This window comes from Alkalimonas mucilaginosa, from assembly GCF_036327005.1.
In the GTDB taxonomy this organism is placed as follows: domain Bacteria; phylum Pseudomonadota; class Gammaproteobacteria; order Enterobacterales; family Alteromonadaceae; genus Alkalimonas; species Alkalimonas mucilaginosa.
This window is the reverse complement of sequence record NZ_JAUGZK010000007.1, coordinates 45,533-62,393: the sequence shown is the minus strand read 5'-3', so window position 1 is coordinate 62,393 and position 16,861 is coordinate 45,533. Positions and strand designations below refer to the sequence as shown.

General features: G+C 51.3%; 16 protein-coding genes. 8 read left to right on the top strand and 8 right to left on the bottom strand.

Annotated elements, in window-relative coordinates:
* Positions 1-10: 10 nt before the first annotated feature.
* The 4 genes from QWF21_RS10835 to QWF21_RS10820 form a co-directional block, all read right to left on the bottom strand.
* A complete protein-coding gene (locus QWF21_RS10835) occupies positions 11-874 on the bottom strand; it encodes a DMT family transporter (protein WP_330088071.1) in 864 nt (287 codons plus the stop codon).
* A 92-nt stretch (positions 875-966) separates the two neighbouring features.
* Positions 967-1,383: a CBS domain-containing protein gene (locus QWF21_RS10830; protein ID WP_330088070.1), complete on the bottom strand. Its 417-nt coding sequence runs from the start codon at positions 1,381-1,383 to the stop codon at positions 967-969.
* A 47-nt stretch (positions 1,384-1,430) separates the two neighbouring features.
* Positions 1,431-2,555 carry a PilT/PilU family type 4a pilus ATPase gene (locus tag QWF21_RS10825; RefSeq protein ID WP_330088069.1) on the bottom strand — a complete coding sequence of 375 codons (1,125 nt, stop codon included), beginning with the start codon at positions 2,553-2,555 and terminating at the stop codon, positions 1,431-1,433.
* Positions 2,556-2,564: 9 nt separating this feature from the next.
* Positions 2,565-3,617: a type IV pilus twitching motility protein PilT gene (locus tag QWF21_RS10820; RefSeq protein ID WP_330088068.1), complete on the bottom strand. Its 1,053-nt coding sequence runs from the start codon at positions 3,615-3,617 to the stop codon at positions 2,565-2,567.
* A 29-nt stretch (positions 3,618-3,646) separates the two neighbouring features.
* Here QWF21_RS10820 and QWF21_RS10815 point away from each other — a divergent pair, with 29 nt between their 5' ends.
* The 8 genes from QWF21_RS10815 (at position 3,647) to QWF21_RS10780 (ending at position 11,994) form a co-directional block, all read left to right on the top strand.
* Positions 3,647-4,345 carry a YggS family pyridoxal phosphate-dependent enzyme gene (locus QWF21_RS10815; protein ID WP_330088067.1) on the top strand — a complete coding sequence of 233 codons (699 nt, stop codon included), beginning with the start codon at positions 3,647-3,649 and terminating at the stop codon, positions 4,343-4,345.
* Positions 4,338-5,153, top strand: a complete 816-nt coding sequence (gene proC, locus QWF21_RS10810) for a pyrroline-5-carboxylate reductase (protein WP_330088066.1) — start codon at positions 4,338-4,340, stop codon at positions 5,151-5,153. The genes QWF21_RS10815 and proC overlap by 8 nt, the downstream gene beginning before the upstream one ends.
* 30 nt (positions 5,154-5,183) lie before the next feature.
* On the top strand, positions 5,184-5,726 hold the full coding sequence (locus QWF21_RS10805) for a YggT family protein (RefSeq protein WP_330088065.1): 543 nt from the start codon (positions 5,184-5,186) through the stop codon (positions 5,724-5,726).
* A 98-nt stretch (positions 5,727-5,824) separates the two neighbouring features.
* Positions 5,825-6,241 carry a DUF4426 domain-containing protein gene (locus QWF21_RS10800; RefSeq protein WP_330088064.1) on the top strand — a complete coding sequence of 139 codons (417 nt, stop codon included), beginning with the start codon at positions 5,825-5,827 and terminating at the stop codon, positions 6,239-6,241.
* A 7-nt stretch (positions 6,242-6,248) separates the two neighbouring features.
* Positions 6,249-6,857 carry an RdgB/HAM1 family non-canonical purine NTP pyrophosphatase gene (gene rdgB / locus QWF21_RS10795; RefSeq protein WP_330088063.1) on the top strand — a complete coding sequence of 203 codons (609 nt, stop codon included), beginning with the start codon at positions 6,249-6,251 and terminating at the stop codon, positions 6,855-6,857.
* Positions 6,854-7,996, top strand: coding sequence for a radical SAM family heme chaperone HemW (gene hemW / locus QWF21_RS10790; protein WP_330088062.1), 1,143 nt, complete (start codon positions 6,854-6,856; stop codon positions 7,994-7,996). The genes rdgB and hemW overlap by 4 nt, the downstream gene beginning before the upstream one ends.
* A 9-nt stretch (positions 7,997-8,005) precedes the next feature.
* Positions 8,006-9,850: a DUF885 domain-containing protein gene (locus QWF21_RS10785; RefSeq protein WP_330088061.1), complete on the top strand. Its 1,845-nt coding sequence runs from the start codon at positions 8,006-8,008 to the stop codon at positions 9,848-9,850.
* 197 nt (positions 9,851-10,047) lie between these two features.
* Positions 10,048-11,994, top strand: a complete 1,947-nt coding sequence (locus QWF21_RS10780) for an SUMF1/EgtB/PvdO family nonheme iron enzyme (protein ID WP_330088060.1) — start codon at positions 10,048-10,050, stop codon at positions 11,992-11,994.
* 5 nt (positions 11,995-11,999) lie between these two features.
* Here the strand turns inward: QWF21_RS10780 and QWF21_RS10775 are convergent, their stop codons facing one another.
* From QWF21_RS10775 to QWF21_RS10760, 4 genes are all read right to left on the bottom strand, one after another.
* Entirely contained in the window at positions 12,000-12,758 is a 759-nt protein-coding gene (locus QWF21_RS10775; protein ID WP_330088059.1) for a DUF2884 family protein, read from the bottom strand.
* Between the two features lie 85 nt (positions 12,759-12,843).
* Complete coding sequence (locus QWF21_RS10770) at positions 12,844-13,353, bottom strand: Lcl C-terminal domain-containing protein (RefSeq protein ID WP_330088058.1); 510 nt, start codon at positions 13,351-13,353, stop codon at positions 12,844-12,846.
* Positions 13,354-13,364: 11 nt separating this feature from the next.
* Positions 13,365-15,014: an Lcl C-terminal domain-containing protein gene (locus QWF21_RS10765; RefSeq protein ID WP_330088057.1), complete on the bottom strand. Its 1,650-nt coding sequence runs from the start codon at positions 15,012-15,014 to the stop codon at positions 13,365-13,367.
* Between the two features lie 104 nt (positions 15,015-15,118).
* Positions 15,119-16,795, bottom strand: coding sequence for a DUF342 domain-containing protein (locus QWF21_RS10760; protein ID WP_330088056.1), 1,677 nt, complete (start codon positions 16,793-16,795; stop codon positions 15,119-15,121).
* Between the last annotated feature and the right edge of the window lie 66 nt (positions 16,796-16,861).

Here is a 16,861-nt window from a genome sequence, read left to right as displayed (position 1 = left end):
CCGATACAGATCAAACTTTGTTCGGCTTCGTCAAACTGCTACCAAGAGATGCCGTAATGACCATGGCAATCGCCAGCCATTGCCAAAGGCTGAGAAACTCAGCCAGTAGTAAGAGTCCCGCCAGCGCCGCAACTGCTGGCTCCACACTCATCAAGACACTGAAGTTTTTAGCTGGTAAACGCTTTAATGCCACCATTTCCAGGGAATAAGGCAAAGCACTGGACATCACGGCCACCAAAAGTGCCAGCGGCAAGATCTGCCATTGGAATAAATCACTGCCCGCAGTCACCAGTCCGATAGGAAACAGATACAATGCAGCAATGGTCATCCCCAACGCAACAGTGGCACCACCAGGCGCTAAATTGCCCGCCTTTTGCCCAAATAGAATGTAGCCAGCCCAACAGCCACCAGCAGCCAGAGCCAGCATCACACCAACGGGATCCAGAGCATCCGCCCCACGCATATCTGGCATCAGCAGCAACACCCCAGCCAGTGCAAAAGCCACCCACAAAACATCCAGTTTCCGACGGGATGAAAGCAGAGCCACGGCTAAAGGCCCGGTGAACTCCAGCGCCACCCCAACACCAAGTGGGATCCGTTCAATTGCCATATAAAACAGGATATTCATGCCACCCAGGCAACCACCGTAAATAATCAGGGCTTGCCATTGGCGGCCCTTAGGCCAGTGCCGCCAGGGCCGGAATACCAACCAGAGAATAAGAGCAGAAAAACCAACACGCAGTGCTGTTGTTCCCTCCGGACCAATCAGCGGAAATAGCTGCTTCGCAATGGAGGCTCCAGATTGAATACAAACCATGGCCAGTAATACGCTAAGCACTGCAAGTACCAGCGTTTTCAAATTGGTATCAGACATGAAATGGAGATCTCAGAAAATGTTGGCTAACCTTGTTAGTATATCGGAAACGGCTGAAAAGTCAGAGCTGTCTGCAAAGCTTTGCATACTATCTATGGGTCTGCCGGTTGTGCTGTGGTCTTCGGCTGCAGAGCAAAGCGCAGCACATCCTTCCACGATACAATACCCAGCAGTCGATGCTCGGCATCCACTACGGGCAAACAGCCTATGTTGTATTGCAGCAAAAGGTTGGCAGCTTCTTTAATGCTGGTTTTATCAGTGACGGTAACAACCGGTGAGGTCATAACATGCCGCACTTTACGACTACGGATATAACTCTCTACACTGGTTTCAAAAGCTGAATCCATGACCGGGCTTAACGCCCGGAAATAATCTTTCACCGAAATAATACCTTGCAACCGTGCTGAACTATCCACCACTGGCAGGTGTTGGAACTTTGCTGCAGAAAACACCTCTCTGAGCGAGGACAAACTGGCATCCTCGCTGGTAGTCAGCACTTTCCGACTCATAATAGCACCAATCCGGCTCATAGCTCTCCTCAACAAAGCTCCAGGGCTTATGCATCTGGTTTTTCGAAGCCTTCGATAGTGACGCCGGATAATAAACCAGAGCCCCGGGTATCGTTGCTGCGTAATTTAATCATCAAACGCAGATCATTGGGTGAATCGGCATGATGCAAGGCATCGGCATAGCTGATCCGCCCACGTTCGTATAAATCGTACAGTGCCTGATCGAAGGTCTGCATGCCCAACTCACGCGACTTGGTCATCACAGCTTTAATTTCCCCAATCTGTCCCCGGGCTATCAAGTCCGCGACCAAAGGCGAATTAAGCAGTACCTCTATAGCAGCAACCCGACCCATACCGTCAGCAGTCGGCACCAGTTGCTGGGCTACAATAGCACGTAAATTTAATGATAAATCAAATAAGAGCTTTTGATGCATTTCTTTCGGCACCAAGTGCATAATACGGTCAATAGCCTGGTTGGCATTGTTGGCGTGCAGGGTAGCCACACACAAATGGCCGGTTTCGGCGAAAGACAAAGCATACTCCATGGTTTGCATATCGCGCACCTCACCGATCAGGATCACATCCGGAGCCTGACGCAATGAGCTTTTCAACGCAGCAGCAAAAGATTCGGTATCAATACCAACTTCACGCTGGGTGATCAGGCTTTTATGGTGCTCGTGCACAAATTCAATAGGATCCTCTATGGTCAGTATATGGCCCTTGGCATTGCGATTTCGATAGCCCAGCAGCGCCGCCAGCGAGGTGGATTTACCAGTACCTGTCCCCCCCACAAAGAGCACCAAACCACGCTTGGACATGATGATTTCTTTTAAAATCGGCGGCAGCCCCAGCTCATCGGCTTTGGGAATGTCTGTCACAATGCGCCGGATCACCATCCCCGCCTGATCGCGCTGCCAAAAAGCAGACACCCGAAAACGTCCGGCCTGATTGGCAATGGCAAAGTTGCATTCCTTGCTGGTAACAAATTCCTGCTTTTGCTTCTCATTCATCGCCGATACAACCAACTGAAAGGAGTCATCTTCCGTCAGTGGTTGTTCATCAATAGGGATCAGCTCGCCATTGACTTTGGCCGCTACCGGCATACCTGCGGTAACAAAGAGATCGGAAGCCCCTTTCGTCACCATGGTCTGCAAAAATTCAGTCAGTTGCATACAAGCTCCTTACATCCGTCCCATGGTGCCAAAAGTGTTTTTATCCTGAGCTTTGCTTTGGGCATCTCTTTGCGACACCATGCCACGATTTACCAGATTCACCAGGCATTGATCCATGGTTTGCATGCCATGTGCTGCGCCAGTCTGGATCACCGAGTACATCTGGGCAATTTTATCTTCCCGGATCAGGTTTCGGATAGCCGGCAAACCAAGCATAATTTCATGGGCAGCCACCCGGCCCCCACCTACTTTTTTAAGTAAGGTCTGAGAAATAACAGCTCGCAAAGACTCAGACAACATCGAACGTACCATATCTTTTTCTTCCCCCGGAAAGACATCGATAATACGGTCAATGGTTTTCGGTGCCGAGGTGGTATGCAAAGTACCAAACACCAGATGACCGGTTTCTGCTGCGGTCATCGCCAGTCGAATGGTTTCCAGGTCCCGCAACTCACCCACCAGAATCACATCCGGATCTTCACGTAAAGCAGAACGTAATGCATTTTTAAAGCTATGGGTGTCGCGGTGGACTTCCCGTTGATTGATCAACGACAGTTTATTCTGATGCACAAATTCTATCGGATCTTCGATGGTCAGAATATGGTCATAACGAGTCGTATTGATGTAATCAATCATCGCCGCCAGGGTGGTACTCTTACCTGAGCCGGTCGGCCCTGTCACCAACACCAGACCACGCGGATTTTCAGCTATGCTCTTAAAAATATCTGGCGCAGCCAAATCATCCAAGGTTAACACCTCGCTGGGGATAGTACGAAACACAGCAGCAGCGCCACGATTTTGCACAAAGGCATTCACCCGGAAACGGGCCAGGTTGGGCACTTCAAAAGAAAAATCCGTTTCCAGGTTTTCTTCGTATTCTTTTCGCTGTTTATCAGTCATAATTTCATACACTAAGGCATGAACTTCTTTATGATTTAAGGCTGGAATATTGAGTTTTCGAACATCGCCATCCACCCGAATCAATGGCGGCACACCGGCAGAGAGGTGTAAATCCGATGCTTTATGTTGCACACTAAATGCCAGTAACTCAGTAATATCCATGACAATTCTCACTTAGTACGATTGAATGTATGAACACCATAGCAGAACGCTTGCAAAGCGCCTACCAACAAATTGCACAGCAATGCACTAAGCTTGGTTCAAAGCCAGCGGATGTGCAATTAATTGCCGTCAGCAAGACCAAAGCTGTTGCCGATATTTTATCTGCTTATCAGTCCGGTCAGCGTCATTTTGGCGAAAATTACCCGCAAGAGCTGGCAGAAAAAGCGGTTGCTTTGTCACAACAGGAAGGGATCTGTTGGCATTTTATTGGCCCTTTGCAGTCCAATAAAACCAAGCTGGTGGCAGAGCATGCTACCTGGTGTCATAGCCTGGACCGACTAAAAATTGCCAGCCGATTGTCTGCCCAGCGGCCGGAGCAACTCCCGCCATTAAAGGTCTTGCTGCAAGTTAATATCAGTGGTGAAGCCAGCAAAGCAGGCATCAATCCAGATCAGGTGCTAGCACTGGCAACAGAAGTGGCTGCCCTGCCCGGCCTTGAGCTCAAAGGTTTGATGGCTATCCCTGCGCCCGATGCGCATGAACCGGTAGAACCAGCGTTTGCCCGCATGCAGCAACTTAGTCTGGCTCTAAGAGCCATCTTACCTCAGGCCAAGGAGCTATCGATGGGCATGAGCGATGACTGGCCATTGGCTCTAAAATATGGCGCAACTATGATACGATTAGGCACCGCAATTTTTGGCGCAAGGAATTATGAACGACATGAATGACAACATGGTTGCCTTTATTGGTGCCGGCAATATGGCACGCTGCGTGATCGCAGCCATGGTGAAATCGGGTTACCCGGCCAGCAACATCATTGCCAGCAACCGAACCGAACCAAAATTACAGGCTTTAGCTGCCGATTATGGCATTCAGACCACGCTGGATAATCTTGCAGCTGTTCAAAAAGCAGATGTCATTGTGCTGGCGGTAAAACCGCAAATGATGGGTGATGTCTGTCAGCAATTGATTGAGCGAGCACCGGAAATTAAAGAAAAGCTCTTTGTCACCGTAGCCGCCGGTTTACCGGTTAGTCGTTATGAGCGCTGGCTGGGCGAAGTCCGCCTGGTTCGCAGCATGCCCAATACACCATCGCTGGTGGGCCTTGGCGTCACCGGTCTTTACCCCAGCCGCTGCTCCAATTACGAAAAAGCCTTTGTCGATACCATGTTTAAAGGCACCGGCATGACGGTTTGGCTGGACAACGAAGCCGAGATCGATCATGTGATTGCCGTTACCGGTAGCTCCCCCGCCTATTTTTTCTATTTTATGCAGGCCATGCAACAAGAAGCCGAAACCTTGGGCTTTGCCCCAGAGCAAGCCAAAAAAATGGTGGCCCAAACGGCCTTGGGCGCTGCCACCATGGCCCTTCAGAGCGAGCATAGCTTTGCCGAGTTACGCGCTCAGGTGACTTCCAAAGGCGGTACCACCCATGAAGCCGTCACCAGCTTTGCCAATGCTGGTCTGGAACAGATGGTCAGCGAGGCGATGCAGGCAGCGATTCGCCGGGCGCGTGAAATGGCACAAACACTTTAATTGCTTTGGTCAAAAACTTTTGGGGACGCTATGAATAACGCGCTGTTTTTTTTAATCAATACCGGCTTTAACCTCTACCTGATGGTGGTGGTACTTCGGCTATGGCTGCAGTTGGCCCGGGCGGATTTTTACAATCCGTTCAGTCAGTTTATCGTCAAAGCAACCAATCCGTTGGTGTTGCCGCTGCGCAAAGTGATCCCAAGCCTTGGGCCGCTGGATACTGCCACTCTGGTACTGGCCTGGCTGGTAGCTGTTGTTAAAATGCTGGTGTTGCAACAACTGTTGTTAGGTGGCATCGTACTAAGCCATGCCCTGGTTGCCGGTGTACTGATTTTACTGAAAGAAAGCCTTAGCCTGGTGTTCTGGATTTTGGTAATCCGCGCCATTCTTAGCTGGTTCAGTCAGGGCCGTAATCCCATTGAACTGGTGATGCATCAATTAACTGAGCCGCTGCTACGGCCAATCCGCCGGGTGATCCCACCCATGGGTGGCCTGGATTTATCGGTGCTGGTGGCCTTAATTGCACTGCAGTTTGTGCAAATCCTGCTAGCCGATGTGTTACGGGGCTTCTAAAGCCTGACCTGCTGTGCTGTCTTACCAGTTTGCGCTGCGACAGCACAGAGGGTTTCAGCTATACTTTATCCCCCCTGCCTGACTTGAACGAGGTGTGTATGAAAATCTGGCTGGCTTGTGTTTTTTCGCTGTTAAGTTGCTTTGCTGTCGCCGAGCAAAAACAAAGCTTAGGCCCCTGGGATGTCCATTACCTGGCCTTTAATGCTACCTTTTTAACCCCCGAAGTAGCCCGCAGTTACGGTATCGAACGCAGCCGGTTTACCGGTATTGTGAATCTATCGGTCCTTAGCAGTGATGATCAGAGCGCTCAGCCGGTCAATGTGACCGGCACAGCCCGTAACTTGCTCGGGCAACAACGTACCTTGCGTTTCCAACAGGTCCGGGATGGCGCTGCTATATACTACTTCGCCCCGCTAACCATCCGCAACGAAGAGTTGTGGCGCTTTGATATTCAGTTGCAACAAGGCAATGAACAACAACGCTTGCACTTTGAACACACTTACTACATCGATTGAGTACCCCATGAAACAACTTGTTTTAGCCACAGGCAACCCTGGTAAAGTCACCGAGCTTGCTGCCATGCTGGCTCCATTTGCCTGCACGGTAACCCCCCAGAGTGAGTTTAAGCTGGCCGATGCCGATGAAACAGGGCTAAGCTTTGTCGAAAATGCCATTATCAAAGCCCGGCATGCCGCTCTTCATACCGGTTTGCCAGCCATTGCTGATGATTCAGGCTTAGCGGTCGATGCGCTCAGAGGGGCTCCGGGTATCTACTCAGCCCGCTTCGCCGGCGAAGGGGCCAGCGATACCGACAACGTCCACAAACTGCTGCAAGCACTGAACGACGTACCAAAGCAACAACGCCTGGCTCAATTTCATTGTGTACTGGTGTTTATGCGCCACGCCGAAGATCCAACGCCTTTAATCAGCCATGGCCGCTGGCAAGGGATCATTCATCAGCAACCACAAGGTCAGGGTGGCTTTGGCTACGATCCAGTGTTTTATCTGCCTGAACTGAACTGCACTGCTGCAGAGCTCAGTAAAGCACAAAAACAGCAACTCAGTCATCGCGGCCAGGCACTGCGCCAGTTGCTAAGCCAGTTGCAACAACAGGGATACCTGATCTCTTGAGCCTGCAACTGCCGCCCTTATCGCTGTACATTCATATTCCCTGGTGCATCCAAAAATGTCCTTACTGCGACTTTAACTCCCACGCCGTGAAGCAAGGCATTCCGGAGCAGGAATACATCAGCCATTTGTTGGATGATTTAACGCAGGATTTGTCCTGGGTGCAGGACCGTGCTATTCAAAGTATTTTTATCGGCGGCGGTACTCCCAGTGTGTTTACAGCCGCTGGCATAGCACGACTGCTGGCTGGTGTCCGTAGCCGCGTGCAACTGGCCGATGACTGCGAAGTGACGATGGAAGCCAACCCCGGCACCTTTGAGGCTGAGCGCTTTGCTGGTTATGTTGCAGCTGGCGTAACCCGCTTCTCGATTGGTGTGCAAAGTTTTCAGCAGACACAGCTTACTGCACTTGGCCGGATCCATAGCAGCAGCGAGGCCATTCAGGCAGCACAGCTGGCAGCCAAACTCCCCCTGCACAGTTTTAACCTGGATTTAATGCATGGCCTGCCCGGCCAAAGCCTGGCCGATGCCATGGCCGATTTGCAGCAAGCCATCGCTTTAGAGCCGCCTCATTTATCCTGGTACCAGTTAACCATCGAGCCCAATACTGCTTTTGCCTCCAGGCCACCGGTGCTGCCAGAGGACGAACTGCTATGGGAGATCCAGGAGCATGGGCATCAACTGTTGCAGGCACATGGCTATCAGCAGTACGAAACTTCGGCCTATGCCAAAGCCGGCCATCAATGCCAGCACAACCTGAATTACTGGCGGTTTGGTGACTACCTCGGCATTGGTTGTGGCGCCCATGGCAAAATTACCCTGCCAAAGAACAATAGCATTTTGCGCACCAGCAAGATTAAACACCCCAAAGGCTACATGGATCTGACTCGCTCCTACTTGGATCTTCAGCGTATTGTCGCAGCCGACGAGCTACCTTTTGAGTTTTTTATGAACCGTTTCCGGCTGCTGGAGCCCTGCCCGATTAGTGACTTTACCGCGTACACCGGCCTGCCGGTCGAAACTACCTCGGCAGCCATCCAACAGGCCATTAAGCTAGAGTTACTTCAGCAGCAAACAGATCATTGGCAGATCAGCTCTAAAGGAGCCCGTTACCTGAATGATCTGCTGACCCACTTTATCTAAGGAATCAAGATGCTCAGATCACACCGCTTGACCAGTCTGGCCCTCGCCATAAGTCTAAGTGTACTCACCGGTTGCGAGCCTCCCCAACCAGGCAGCCACAGCTCAACAACAGCAAACAGCCAGCAGAGCAGCCAGCAAACGGAGTCTGAACGGGCCAATGCGTTGTTTGAACAAATTTTTGATGAAGAACTGGCAACCAACCCACTGCGACAAACCCAACTGGGCCTAAAGACCAATAAGGACCGTTGGCAAGATTTATCCGAACAGCGACGGCTGGCAGATCTGGAACTTACCCGTCAGCATCTGGCATTACTTGCCGACATCGATGCTCCGGCACTGGATCAGCAAACCGAACTAAGCTACCAACTGATGAAACAACGTCTGGAGCAACGGCTGGAAAATGAGCAATGGCATCTGTACAGCTACCCGGTCAATCAAATGCGGGGGATCCACACGCAGGTACCAGTCACGCTGTTAAACCAACATCACATCGAAACAGAACAGGATGCCAAAGATTATATTAGCCGCTTAAATGCAGTGCCCACCCTGTTTGCCCAACTGATCAATCAACTGGAACAGCGGGCAGAAAAAGGCATTATCATTCCTCGTTTTGTCTTTCCCTACGTAGTGCAGGACAGCAGTAATGTGATTACCGGAGCCCCTTTTGATGGTGGTGACGACAGTGTGCTCTGGGCCGATTTCCAGCGTAAAGTCACCGCATTGCCTTTATCCCAGGCTGAACAACAGCTGCTTTTAAATGAGGCCGAGCTGGCATTAGTAACCAGTGTTAAACCGGCTTACCAACAACTGATTACCTACTTACAGCAGTTGGAGCAAAAAGCCGGCGATGACGATGGTGTCTGGCGTTTCCCGGATGGGCGTGCGTTCTATCAACATGCTCTGAACCGCATGACCACCACCCAGTTGACTGCCGAACAAATCCATCAAATCGGCCTGGACGATGTGGCCCGGATCCACCAGGAGATGCGCCTTATTATGCAGCAGGTCGAGTTCGATGGCTCACTGGCGGAATTTTTCGAGTTTATGCGCAGCGATCCGCAATTTTACTTGCCGGATACCGAAGAAGGCCGTCAGGCCTACCTGCAGCAAGCGACCGCTGTGATCGATCATATGCGGACCCGACTGAATGAGCTTTTCCTTACCCTGCCACAGGCAGAGATGGAAGTGCGGGCAGTCGAGCCATTTCGAGAGCAATCCGCCGGCAAAGCATTTTATCAGCGCCCTTCAATGGACGGTAGTCGCCCAGGCATTTACTACGCCAATTTGTACCGCATGAGCGATATGCCGCTCTATCAGTTGGAAGCCCTGGCCTACCATGAAGGATTGCCTGGCCATCATATGCAACTGGCGATTCAGCAGGAACTGGAAGGGATCCCACGTTTTCGCCGTTTTGGTGGCTATACCGCCTATACCGAAGGCTGGGGACTTTATACCGAGCTGCTGCCAAAAGAAATTGGCTTGTACCAGGACCCTTACTCCGACTTTGGCCGGTTGGCGATGGAGCTATGGCGTTCAGCCCGGCTGGTAGTCGATTCCGGTATTCATCACAAAGGCTGGAGCCGCGAACAAGCCATCGCCTACCTGGTTGAGCATACCCCTAATCCAGAGGGCGATGCACAAAAAGCCATTGAGCGTTATATTGTGATGCCAGCACAGGCTACAGCATATAAAATTGGCATGATCAAACTGCTGGAACTCCGGGCGAAAGCCAAAGAGCAACTTGGCGAGCGCTTTGATATTCGGGAATTCCACGATGTGGTGCTACGAAATGGTGCCGTCCCGCTGGATGTGCTGGAACAACTGATCGATGCCTATATCGAGGCAGCAGATTAAAGTTGGCTAGCCATACTGGCTCTGACTGAAAACTACAACTTACTGGGTAAGGCGGGGATCCCCCGCCTTTTTTTATTAAGAAAGTCTTGGTCTTTGCAGCAATAGGAGTTATAACACTAACTAAATAATATGCATGGAAAGCTGAATTTTTGTTTCTACATTAGGGATTTACATGGCATTTTTGGGTCCTGAGTATAATGAAAATAACAGACAATCGTGTACCTCTATCCACCGGCTCTCCCATTCAGGATTACAGTATCGTTAAGGCTCTGGCTTTCGACGATATCAGCATTCACTATCGAGCCCTCAGCACCAGCAGCAACCGACTGGTCACACTAACCGAGTTTTTCCCGGCAGCTTTAGCAACACGACACAGCAGCTTTCGTGATTTAAGTGCCACTGAGGCAGCAAAAGCAGAAACACTGCAAAGCAGTATCCAAAACTTTGCCCGGATCTGTTCGCTCTTACTTGAATGCGAGCATCCAAATTTAAACCGGACTATGGCTTGCCTGCATCATGGTGGGACAGTCCTGAGTGTGCATGAAAAGCTGGACGCTCCCTCACTGTTGGAATACCAGCAACAACGGTCAAGTACACAATTAGACGAATCGGACATTCAGCAACTCATCACTCCGATCCTGCAAGGTGTTCAATGTCTGCACAATAAAGGTATAGTGCATTTAGACTTGCAACCCAAACATATTTTTGTCCCACAGCTATCGGCACCGGTCATTACGCACTTTGCGCAGGCGCAATGCATCGGCCAGACCAGCACCTTATCCGGCATAGTGTCACTGGAATCGGTTCATCCCTATCTGGCACCCGAGCTGCTGTCGAAAAAGTCAGAGTTAAATCCTGCCAGTGACATTTACGCCCTGGGTATGACATTGTATTCGCTGATGACCGGGCTGGAGCTGCCGTTAGCACAAGATCGACTGAGCGCTATCCTCGATAATGAAGTGGATCCATTGCCAGAGCTGTCCTCACAAAGCAATGGCTACAGCGATGCACTCATTCAGCTTGTTACGGCTTGCGTACAATTACGGCAAAAGGACAGGCCACAAAGTATTACCGAAGTGCTGGCCATACTGCATGGCAAAGCCATGCCTGCCAGCAAACCAACGGCGTCTAACCGCATAGCCCCAGCTATCAAGGCGGAGCAAAAGGATACAGCTCAGAGTGTGCCTGAGGCGGCTGTGATTGCAACCCCGGTCCCAGCCAGGACTACACCTGAGCAGAGCGCATCAGACTCCCCTCGCACTCTGCAATACAGTGCAGGTGCAGCCGCAGCTTTGCTGCTGGTCGCCGTCACTTATGTCTTTAGCAAACCATCGACCGAAGACAAAGAGTTGCTAAACCAGCACCACAGTATGGAACGTCTGGCACAACTGGAAAGCCAACGACTCAAAGAAACACGGCAGTTGTATCAGCTTGTCACCATACCCGCTGGCAATTTTATCATGGGCTGCTCTGGCACCAACTGCCCGGAAGAAGAGTTGCCAACCCGCACCATCGAGGTACCCAGTTTTCAGATGATGGCACACCAGGTCACCTTTGCAATGTGGGATGCTTGCGTTGAACAGGGTGGTTGCAATCACAGGCCTCGTGACGAAGGCTGGGGGCGAGGCAATCGTCCGGTAATGAATGTCAGTTATCAAGAAATTGTTGCTGAGTTTATCCCCTGGCTCAATCAAGCAAGCCGTCAATCCTTTCGTTTGCCATCGGAGGTAGAATGGGAGTATGCCGCCAGGGCAGGTCAACACACGCCCTATCAGTTTGGGGATAGCATCAGTTGCGAACAAGGCCGGTTTGGCAGGCGCAGTGGTGGAGAATGCAGCAATCAGCTGGATGGCACTGCGCCGGTCATGTCCTATAGCCCCAATGCCTTCGGCTTGTACGATATGCATGGCAATGTATGGGAGTGGACGCAGGATTGCTGGAATGCCGACTACCAACAGGCAGTTGCTACCACAGAGCCCAGGCTGAGCGGAAATTGTGTACGTCGTGTCCTGCGGGGTGGGACCTGGCTCTCAACCCAGGCACAGCTCAGCGTGAGCCACCGCAGCAGTTACGACGCAACCTTACGTCATCGTAACAATGGCTTTCGCCTGATGCAGCCAATAAGTGCGAATGAAGCGAAATAACGCTGTTATTTCTCGACCACCACATCGTACGCCAGTAGCTGCGGTAGTCGTTGCTGCAGCTGCGTCTCGATGCTATTGAGCTCTTTTAATCGCTGGCAGAATAACGCTGTTTTTTCTTCCAGCAGACTGGCTTTTTCTTCCAGGCCAGTATTGATGCGATCCACCAGGTGCCCAACTGCATCCCACTCCTGCGGATCGGTTTGCTCGAAGTTTGCATCGGTGTGCTGTAAGGTGTCCCGTAACGCTTCCCAAACAGCTCCAAAAGAGTGCCGGGCCAGATTGTTGAGCTGGGGCTTCAACTCACCATTTAAGAAGTGTTCTAGCTCGTTCAGGCTTTGCGGTGCAAGATAAAAATGATCGCCGCTGCGGACAAACCGGGATAACAATTGAAAAGTGGTCTCCCTGATCAAATCGTTCCACTCAGCTTGCTGTGAGCGACTGCCGACGCCGGATAACATCCGCTCCATGGAAGACAAGCCAAGCTCGACCCCATCGACAGCAATACCAACAATTTCAGGCACAAATTTGCGCAACCCCTGGCTATACTCAGTGACCAGGGCTGTTTCTTGCTCGGTCAGCTGCTGCCACTCCCCCTGAATAAACAGCTGAGCGTCATGATTAATCTGCATCAAGGTTCTGTCATTCTTCATAATGCGGATCTGCTCGGGTGAAATCAGCAGGCCATAGCCAAAACCCATATTGCAATCACGGGCTTGCACCGACCAGACACAAAGCAACAGGCACATACTAATAATACGCTTCACAACTCAACCCCACCCGCAATACAGCTCTGTAGAATAGTAGCTTATTCTGCCAAGTCACTCAGCACAACAAAACGCAGCCAGTACTCTACTCATCGGAAAAGTGCACAAAACGAACGTACAGCTGCTGTTCTTTGCCTTTGCGATTGTTTTTACCACTGTACATGGCAATAGCCCAGGCTTCAGCTGGCACGGCCTGCACTGTGGTACTGGTCCAAAGATTTTCACTGTTGGCATTGGGGAAAATGTTCAACCGAATCGCAGGATCAACGCAGCTGCGTTCCACAATACGCATGGCTTCTTTGACATCAGGCAAACGCCAGACAGCACCTTGTTGTTGCAGCAGTGTGCTCTGTTGCAGCGCTTCCTGCCAGCTCAAACGGATGGCTGTCCCATCGCAGCGCTGCCCGGCACTATTCCAGCTCTGGCCGTACAAGCAACGCTGCCAGGTAAGGCCAGTACTTTGCTGATGCACCAAGCCACCTGGCAATACCGTAAAATCACTGGCGGGACTGGATGCGGTAATATCACTAAAACAAGCTTGTTGCGCCTGGAGCAAACCAGAAGTTAGCAACAAAAGTATCAGGCAGGGTCGCATAGAGTCTCTCCTTAGGGGCTTCGCACCAAGCGGATGAAAGCACGACTATCCTGCCGTTTTGGTAAGGAGTTGTCGTTGCCATCGTCCATGCTAATAACCCAGGCTGCATGACCAGCACCTCCTTCGGCACTGGTTTGCCGGGTCCAGTAATAACGGTGACCTAATAAGGATGCAGCAGGTTCATGCTGAAAAATAATCGGATCCAGCACCTGAGTATGACCAAAATCTACCAGGCTATTTAATTCGGTCACGGTAGGCAGCCGCCAGTTTGCACCGCCACAGTACAAACTGGCATTCACTTCAGCCAGGTATGTTGCAGTACCACAATCACTTTGGCTGGGACAGCCATCCTGTGCTGCAGCCGCCTGGCCAGGCTCTCCGCCATTGCCATCCTGCTCGCTGGTCCAGCTGTAGTAATTGCTCGCTGCCCGAAGCGACGCATTGGCCAGGCTGGCAGCGGCCGGTTCTTTTAACTCCCAGATAAGGCCAGTGACGTTATCCCGAATACAGACAAAATCGGTGGCATCCCGGGGCAACTCATCACCAAAAGCATCCAACTTACTAAAATCAAAACCAGCGCGACCAATGCCTATTTTATTCAGAAAATCGGCGACGGCATCACGCCCAAAGTCTGCATCCTGACGGGGATAGGCCTGATCGTCACATGGCAGTGCCGCAAGCTGATCGTAACACTGTCTTTGGCCTGTATCCGCTTTGTAGTGCAAGCCTGATGGACGCACTGTGAACCGCACCGTGTCGCTGGCAGATGCCCCACTGTCATCCTGAACCTGGAGTTCAAACACCAGTTCAGGTTGTTGCCGGCTATCTGGCACCACGAAGTCTGTCCGACAGTCCGAGGCATCGGTTACAACAGCACTATTTCCCTGGGTTTGTGTCCAACTGCAGCGAATGGGGCCAGCTAAGGATGCCGAGTTACCACCATCCAGCCAATGCTGCTTAAATTCTACCACCGTCTGATCCACGCCAGCATCGGCATAAATACCGGCAGCATTGCCCTGCACCCAGAGCTCCATAGTGGCTTGATCGCTGAGTCCGGCATCATTTTGCACCGTAAGTTCAAACAGGTAGCGGCTGTCTGCAGCCAACAAGGGCGCTTTCAGTTCCAATCTTGGTTGAGACAGATCCTGACCATGTAACCAGTTGCTGTCACCTGCAAGTTGTTGCCAGGAGAAGGAAAGGCTTTGCCCTTCCGGATCGAAGGAATCACTGCCGTCCAGCAGCACCATCGCTCCGGTTGCCAGCCATTGACCTGAGGCGGCAGTACTTTGAATCAGCGCCACAGGAACAGAGACCCGAGGCTGCACATCAACAGTCATCCGATCCGTCAATACCCTGCCATCCGGCAAACGGTACTGTACTTCCAGTACCAAGCGGGCTGGTGTCATGCTATCTGGCAAAAGCACTGAGGCAGCACCACCAGTCAATGGAAACTCAGCAAGTGTTGGCCCTGACAATTGTCGCCAGGTAAATTCGCCGCCGGAAGGATCGCCTCTGGCTATCAAATTCAGGGTATCGCCGACATGCACAGTCTGATCCGGCCCGGCATTGACGCTGGCCAGGCTCTCCGCTTCAGAGCCTTTACCACCACATGCAGCTAGTAGCATCAGGCTAACCAGCAGAATCCATCGATAGTTCATCATGAGATAAGGCTCCACTCCCATCAACAATGCCTGCAGCAGGGCGTGCTGGCATCAGAGCATTCAGACAAGTCGTAAAGCAAGGTTCAGGCCAGACCGGATTTAAGTTACAGTGGCTCTATCTCCGGTTTAACCCCAACCATATGGATTTTGGATGGTCCATATTCGCGACGACTACGAATAATGTCTTTATCAAACTGCACCTCAACTGCAGAAAAAAGCTCGTTGCGGGCAACCACCTCAGCCTTCGCCAACAGCTCTTTGCGCTGCTCTTCCAGCAGTCGAATATCCGCAATCAATTCAGTCGCTGTACGGCGATAATCTTCAAACTCCCTGGTTAACTCTTCCAGCCTGGCTTCAATAGCGGCACTGCCTTCCAGCTTCTTAAACTGCTCAATTTTCTCCTTCACTGCCGCCATATCAGTCTTTAAACCGGCCACACTGGATTTGAGTACCTCTTGTTTTTCCACAATAGGGTCTATTAAACGATTCAAGCGAATCACAATCGAGCTGATGGATAAGGCACCCAGGCTCCCGGCATAAACCCCTTGATCGAGGTAAAAATTGCCACCAATAATTTTGCCGGTTGGCTTGTCTTCAGGGCCGGCAAACACAATGCGGGCTTCCACAGCACTGTGCACCAGCTGTTTGTTGACATACAAGTTGCCACCACAGCGAAAACGAGCGTATTGCGCCATATTGCACTGCACATCCCCTTTCGCCTGCACCACAGTGCTGTATTCACTTTGCTCATCCGGGTTAGAAATCTGGTGCCCTATCACGGCCCCCTGGATGGTGATATCTCCGCCGGCTTCCAGTAAGGTGCCTTCAACAATACCTTTCACAAAAATATTGCCCCCGGCAATGACCTTCATGCTTTCATGAACATCCCCGGCTACCACCACAGAACCTTTAAAAATAATATGCCCAGTGCTGTTATCAACCTCTTTCACACTGAATACATCATCCACGGTGGCCCCGGCTTCGATCACGCGTGGCAAACCATCTTTGGTTGCTTGCAACAGGTCCGGATCGTCCGAAGATAAACCAACCCCCTCCCCCAGATTCCACTCCACTGTCAAACCAGGCATGGCGGGCAGCGCTTCGCCAGTGACCGTCATCCCTTCTTTTCCTGGGGTTGGTGGGTGACGCCGCATCAAAGGTTCACCGGCAGCAATGGAAGGGATCACACCAAAATCACGTAGATCGGCTTTCTTATCATCCGGATTGATGACTGGGCGATTACGGCGACTCTCCATCGCCTGGATCAGGGGCTCGAACCGCGAGTTCTCGCCTTGTTGGATAGCGCGCCCCTGCGCAATGGTATGCTTAAGTTTAGTACCAGCATCCACCTTCGCCGCCTGAGCCACCAGGTGAATGATATTATTTTTAATAAAACCAAACACGATGCCTTCTTTTTGTGCCGCTTTGACCAGCGCATTAGCCGACACAGGAGCTCCACCATAAGCAGCGGTAATGTGCGCCGAAGCGGTCATCTTATCGTCCGCTATCGTAAAGAAAAGCTCAGCGTCTATTTTTTCCGCCACAGCGTAACTCAGCTCTTTGCTATGCGGAGCTTGCAGTTTTTCTTTAACTTTTTGTTGTTCCTGCTCATAGTGGGTCAGCAGATTCTTTATTTGCTCTGGCACCAGCTTACAGCGGCTATAGCCCGCTTGTTGCAAAGCTTGTTGCAGAAGCTCTTTGGTTAATGGCGTTTCAACCACCGCCACAACAGCATGGACTTGTTGCTCTTTTTCTTTAAAACTGATTTGAATGTCGCTCACAGCACCATCGCACAACGAAGAGTCAGATAGTGACTAATGAAACAAATAATTGGAGGAAAGGCAAGC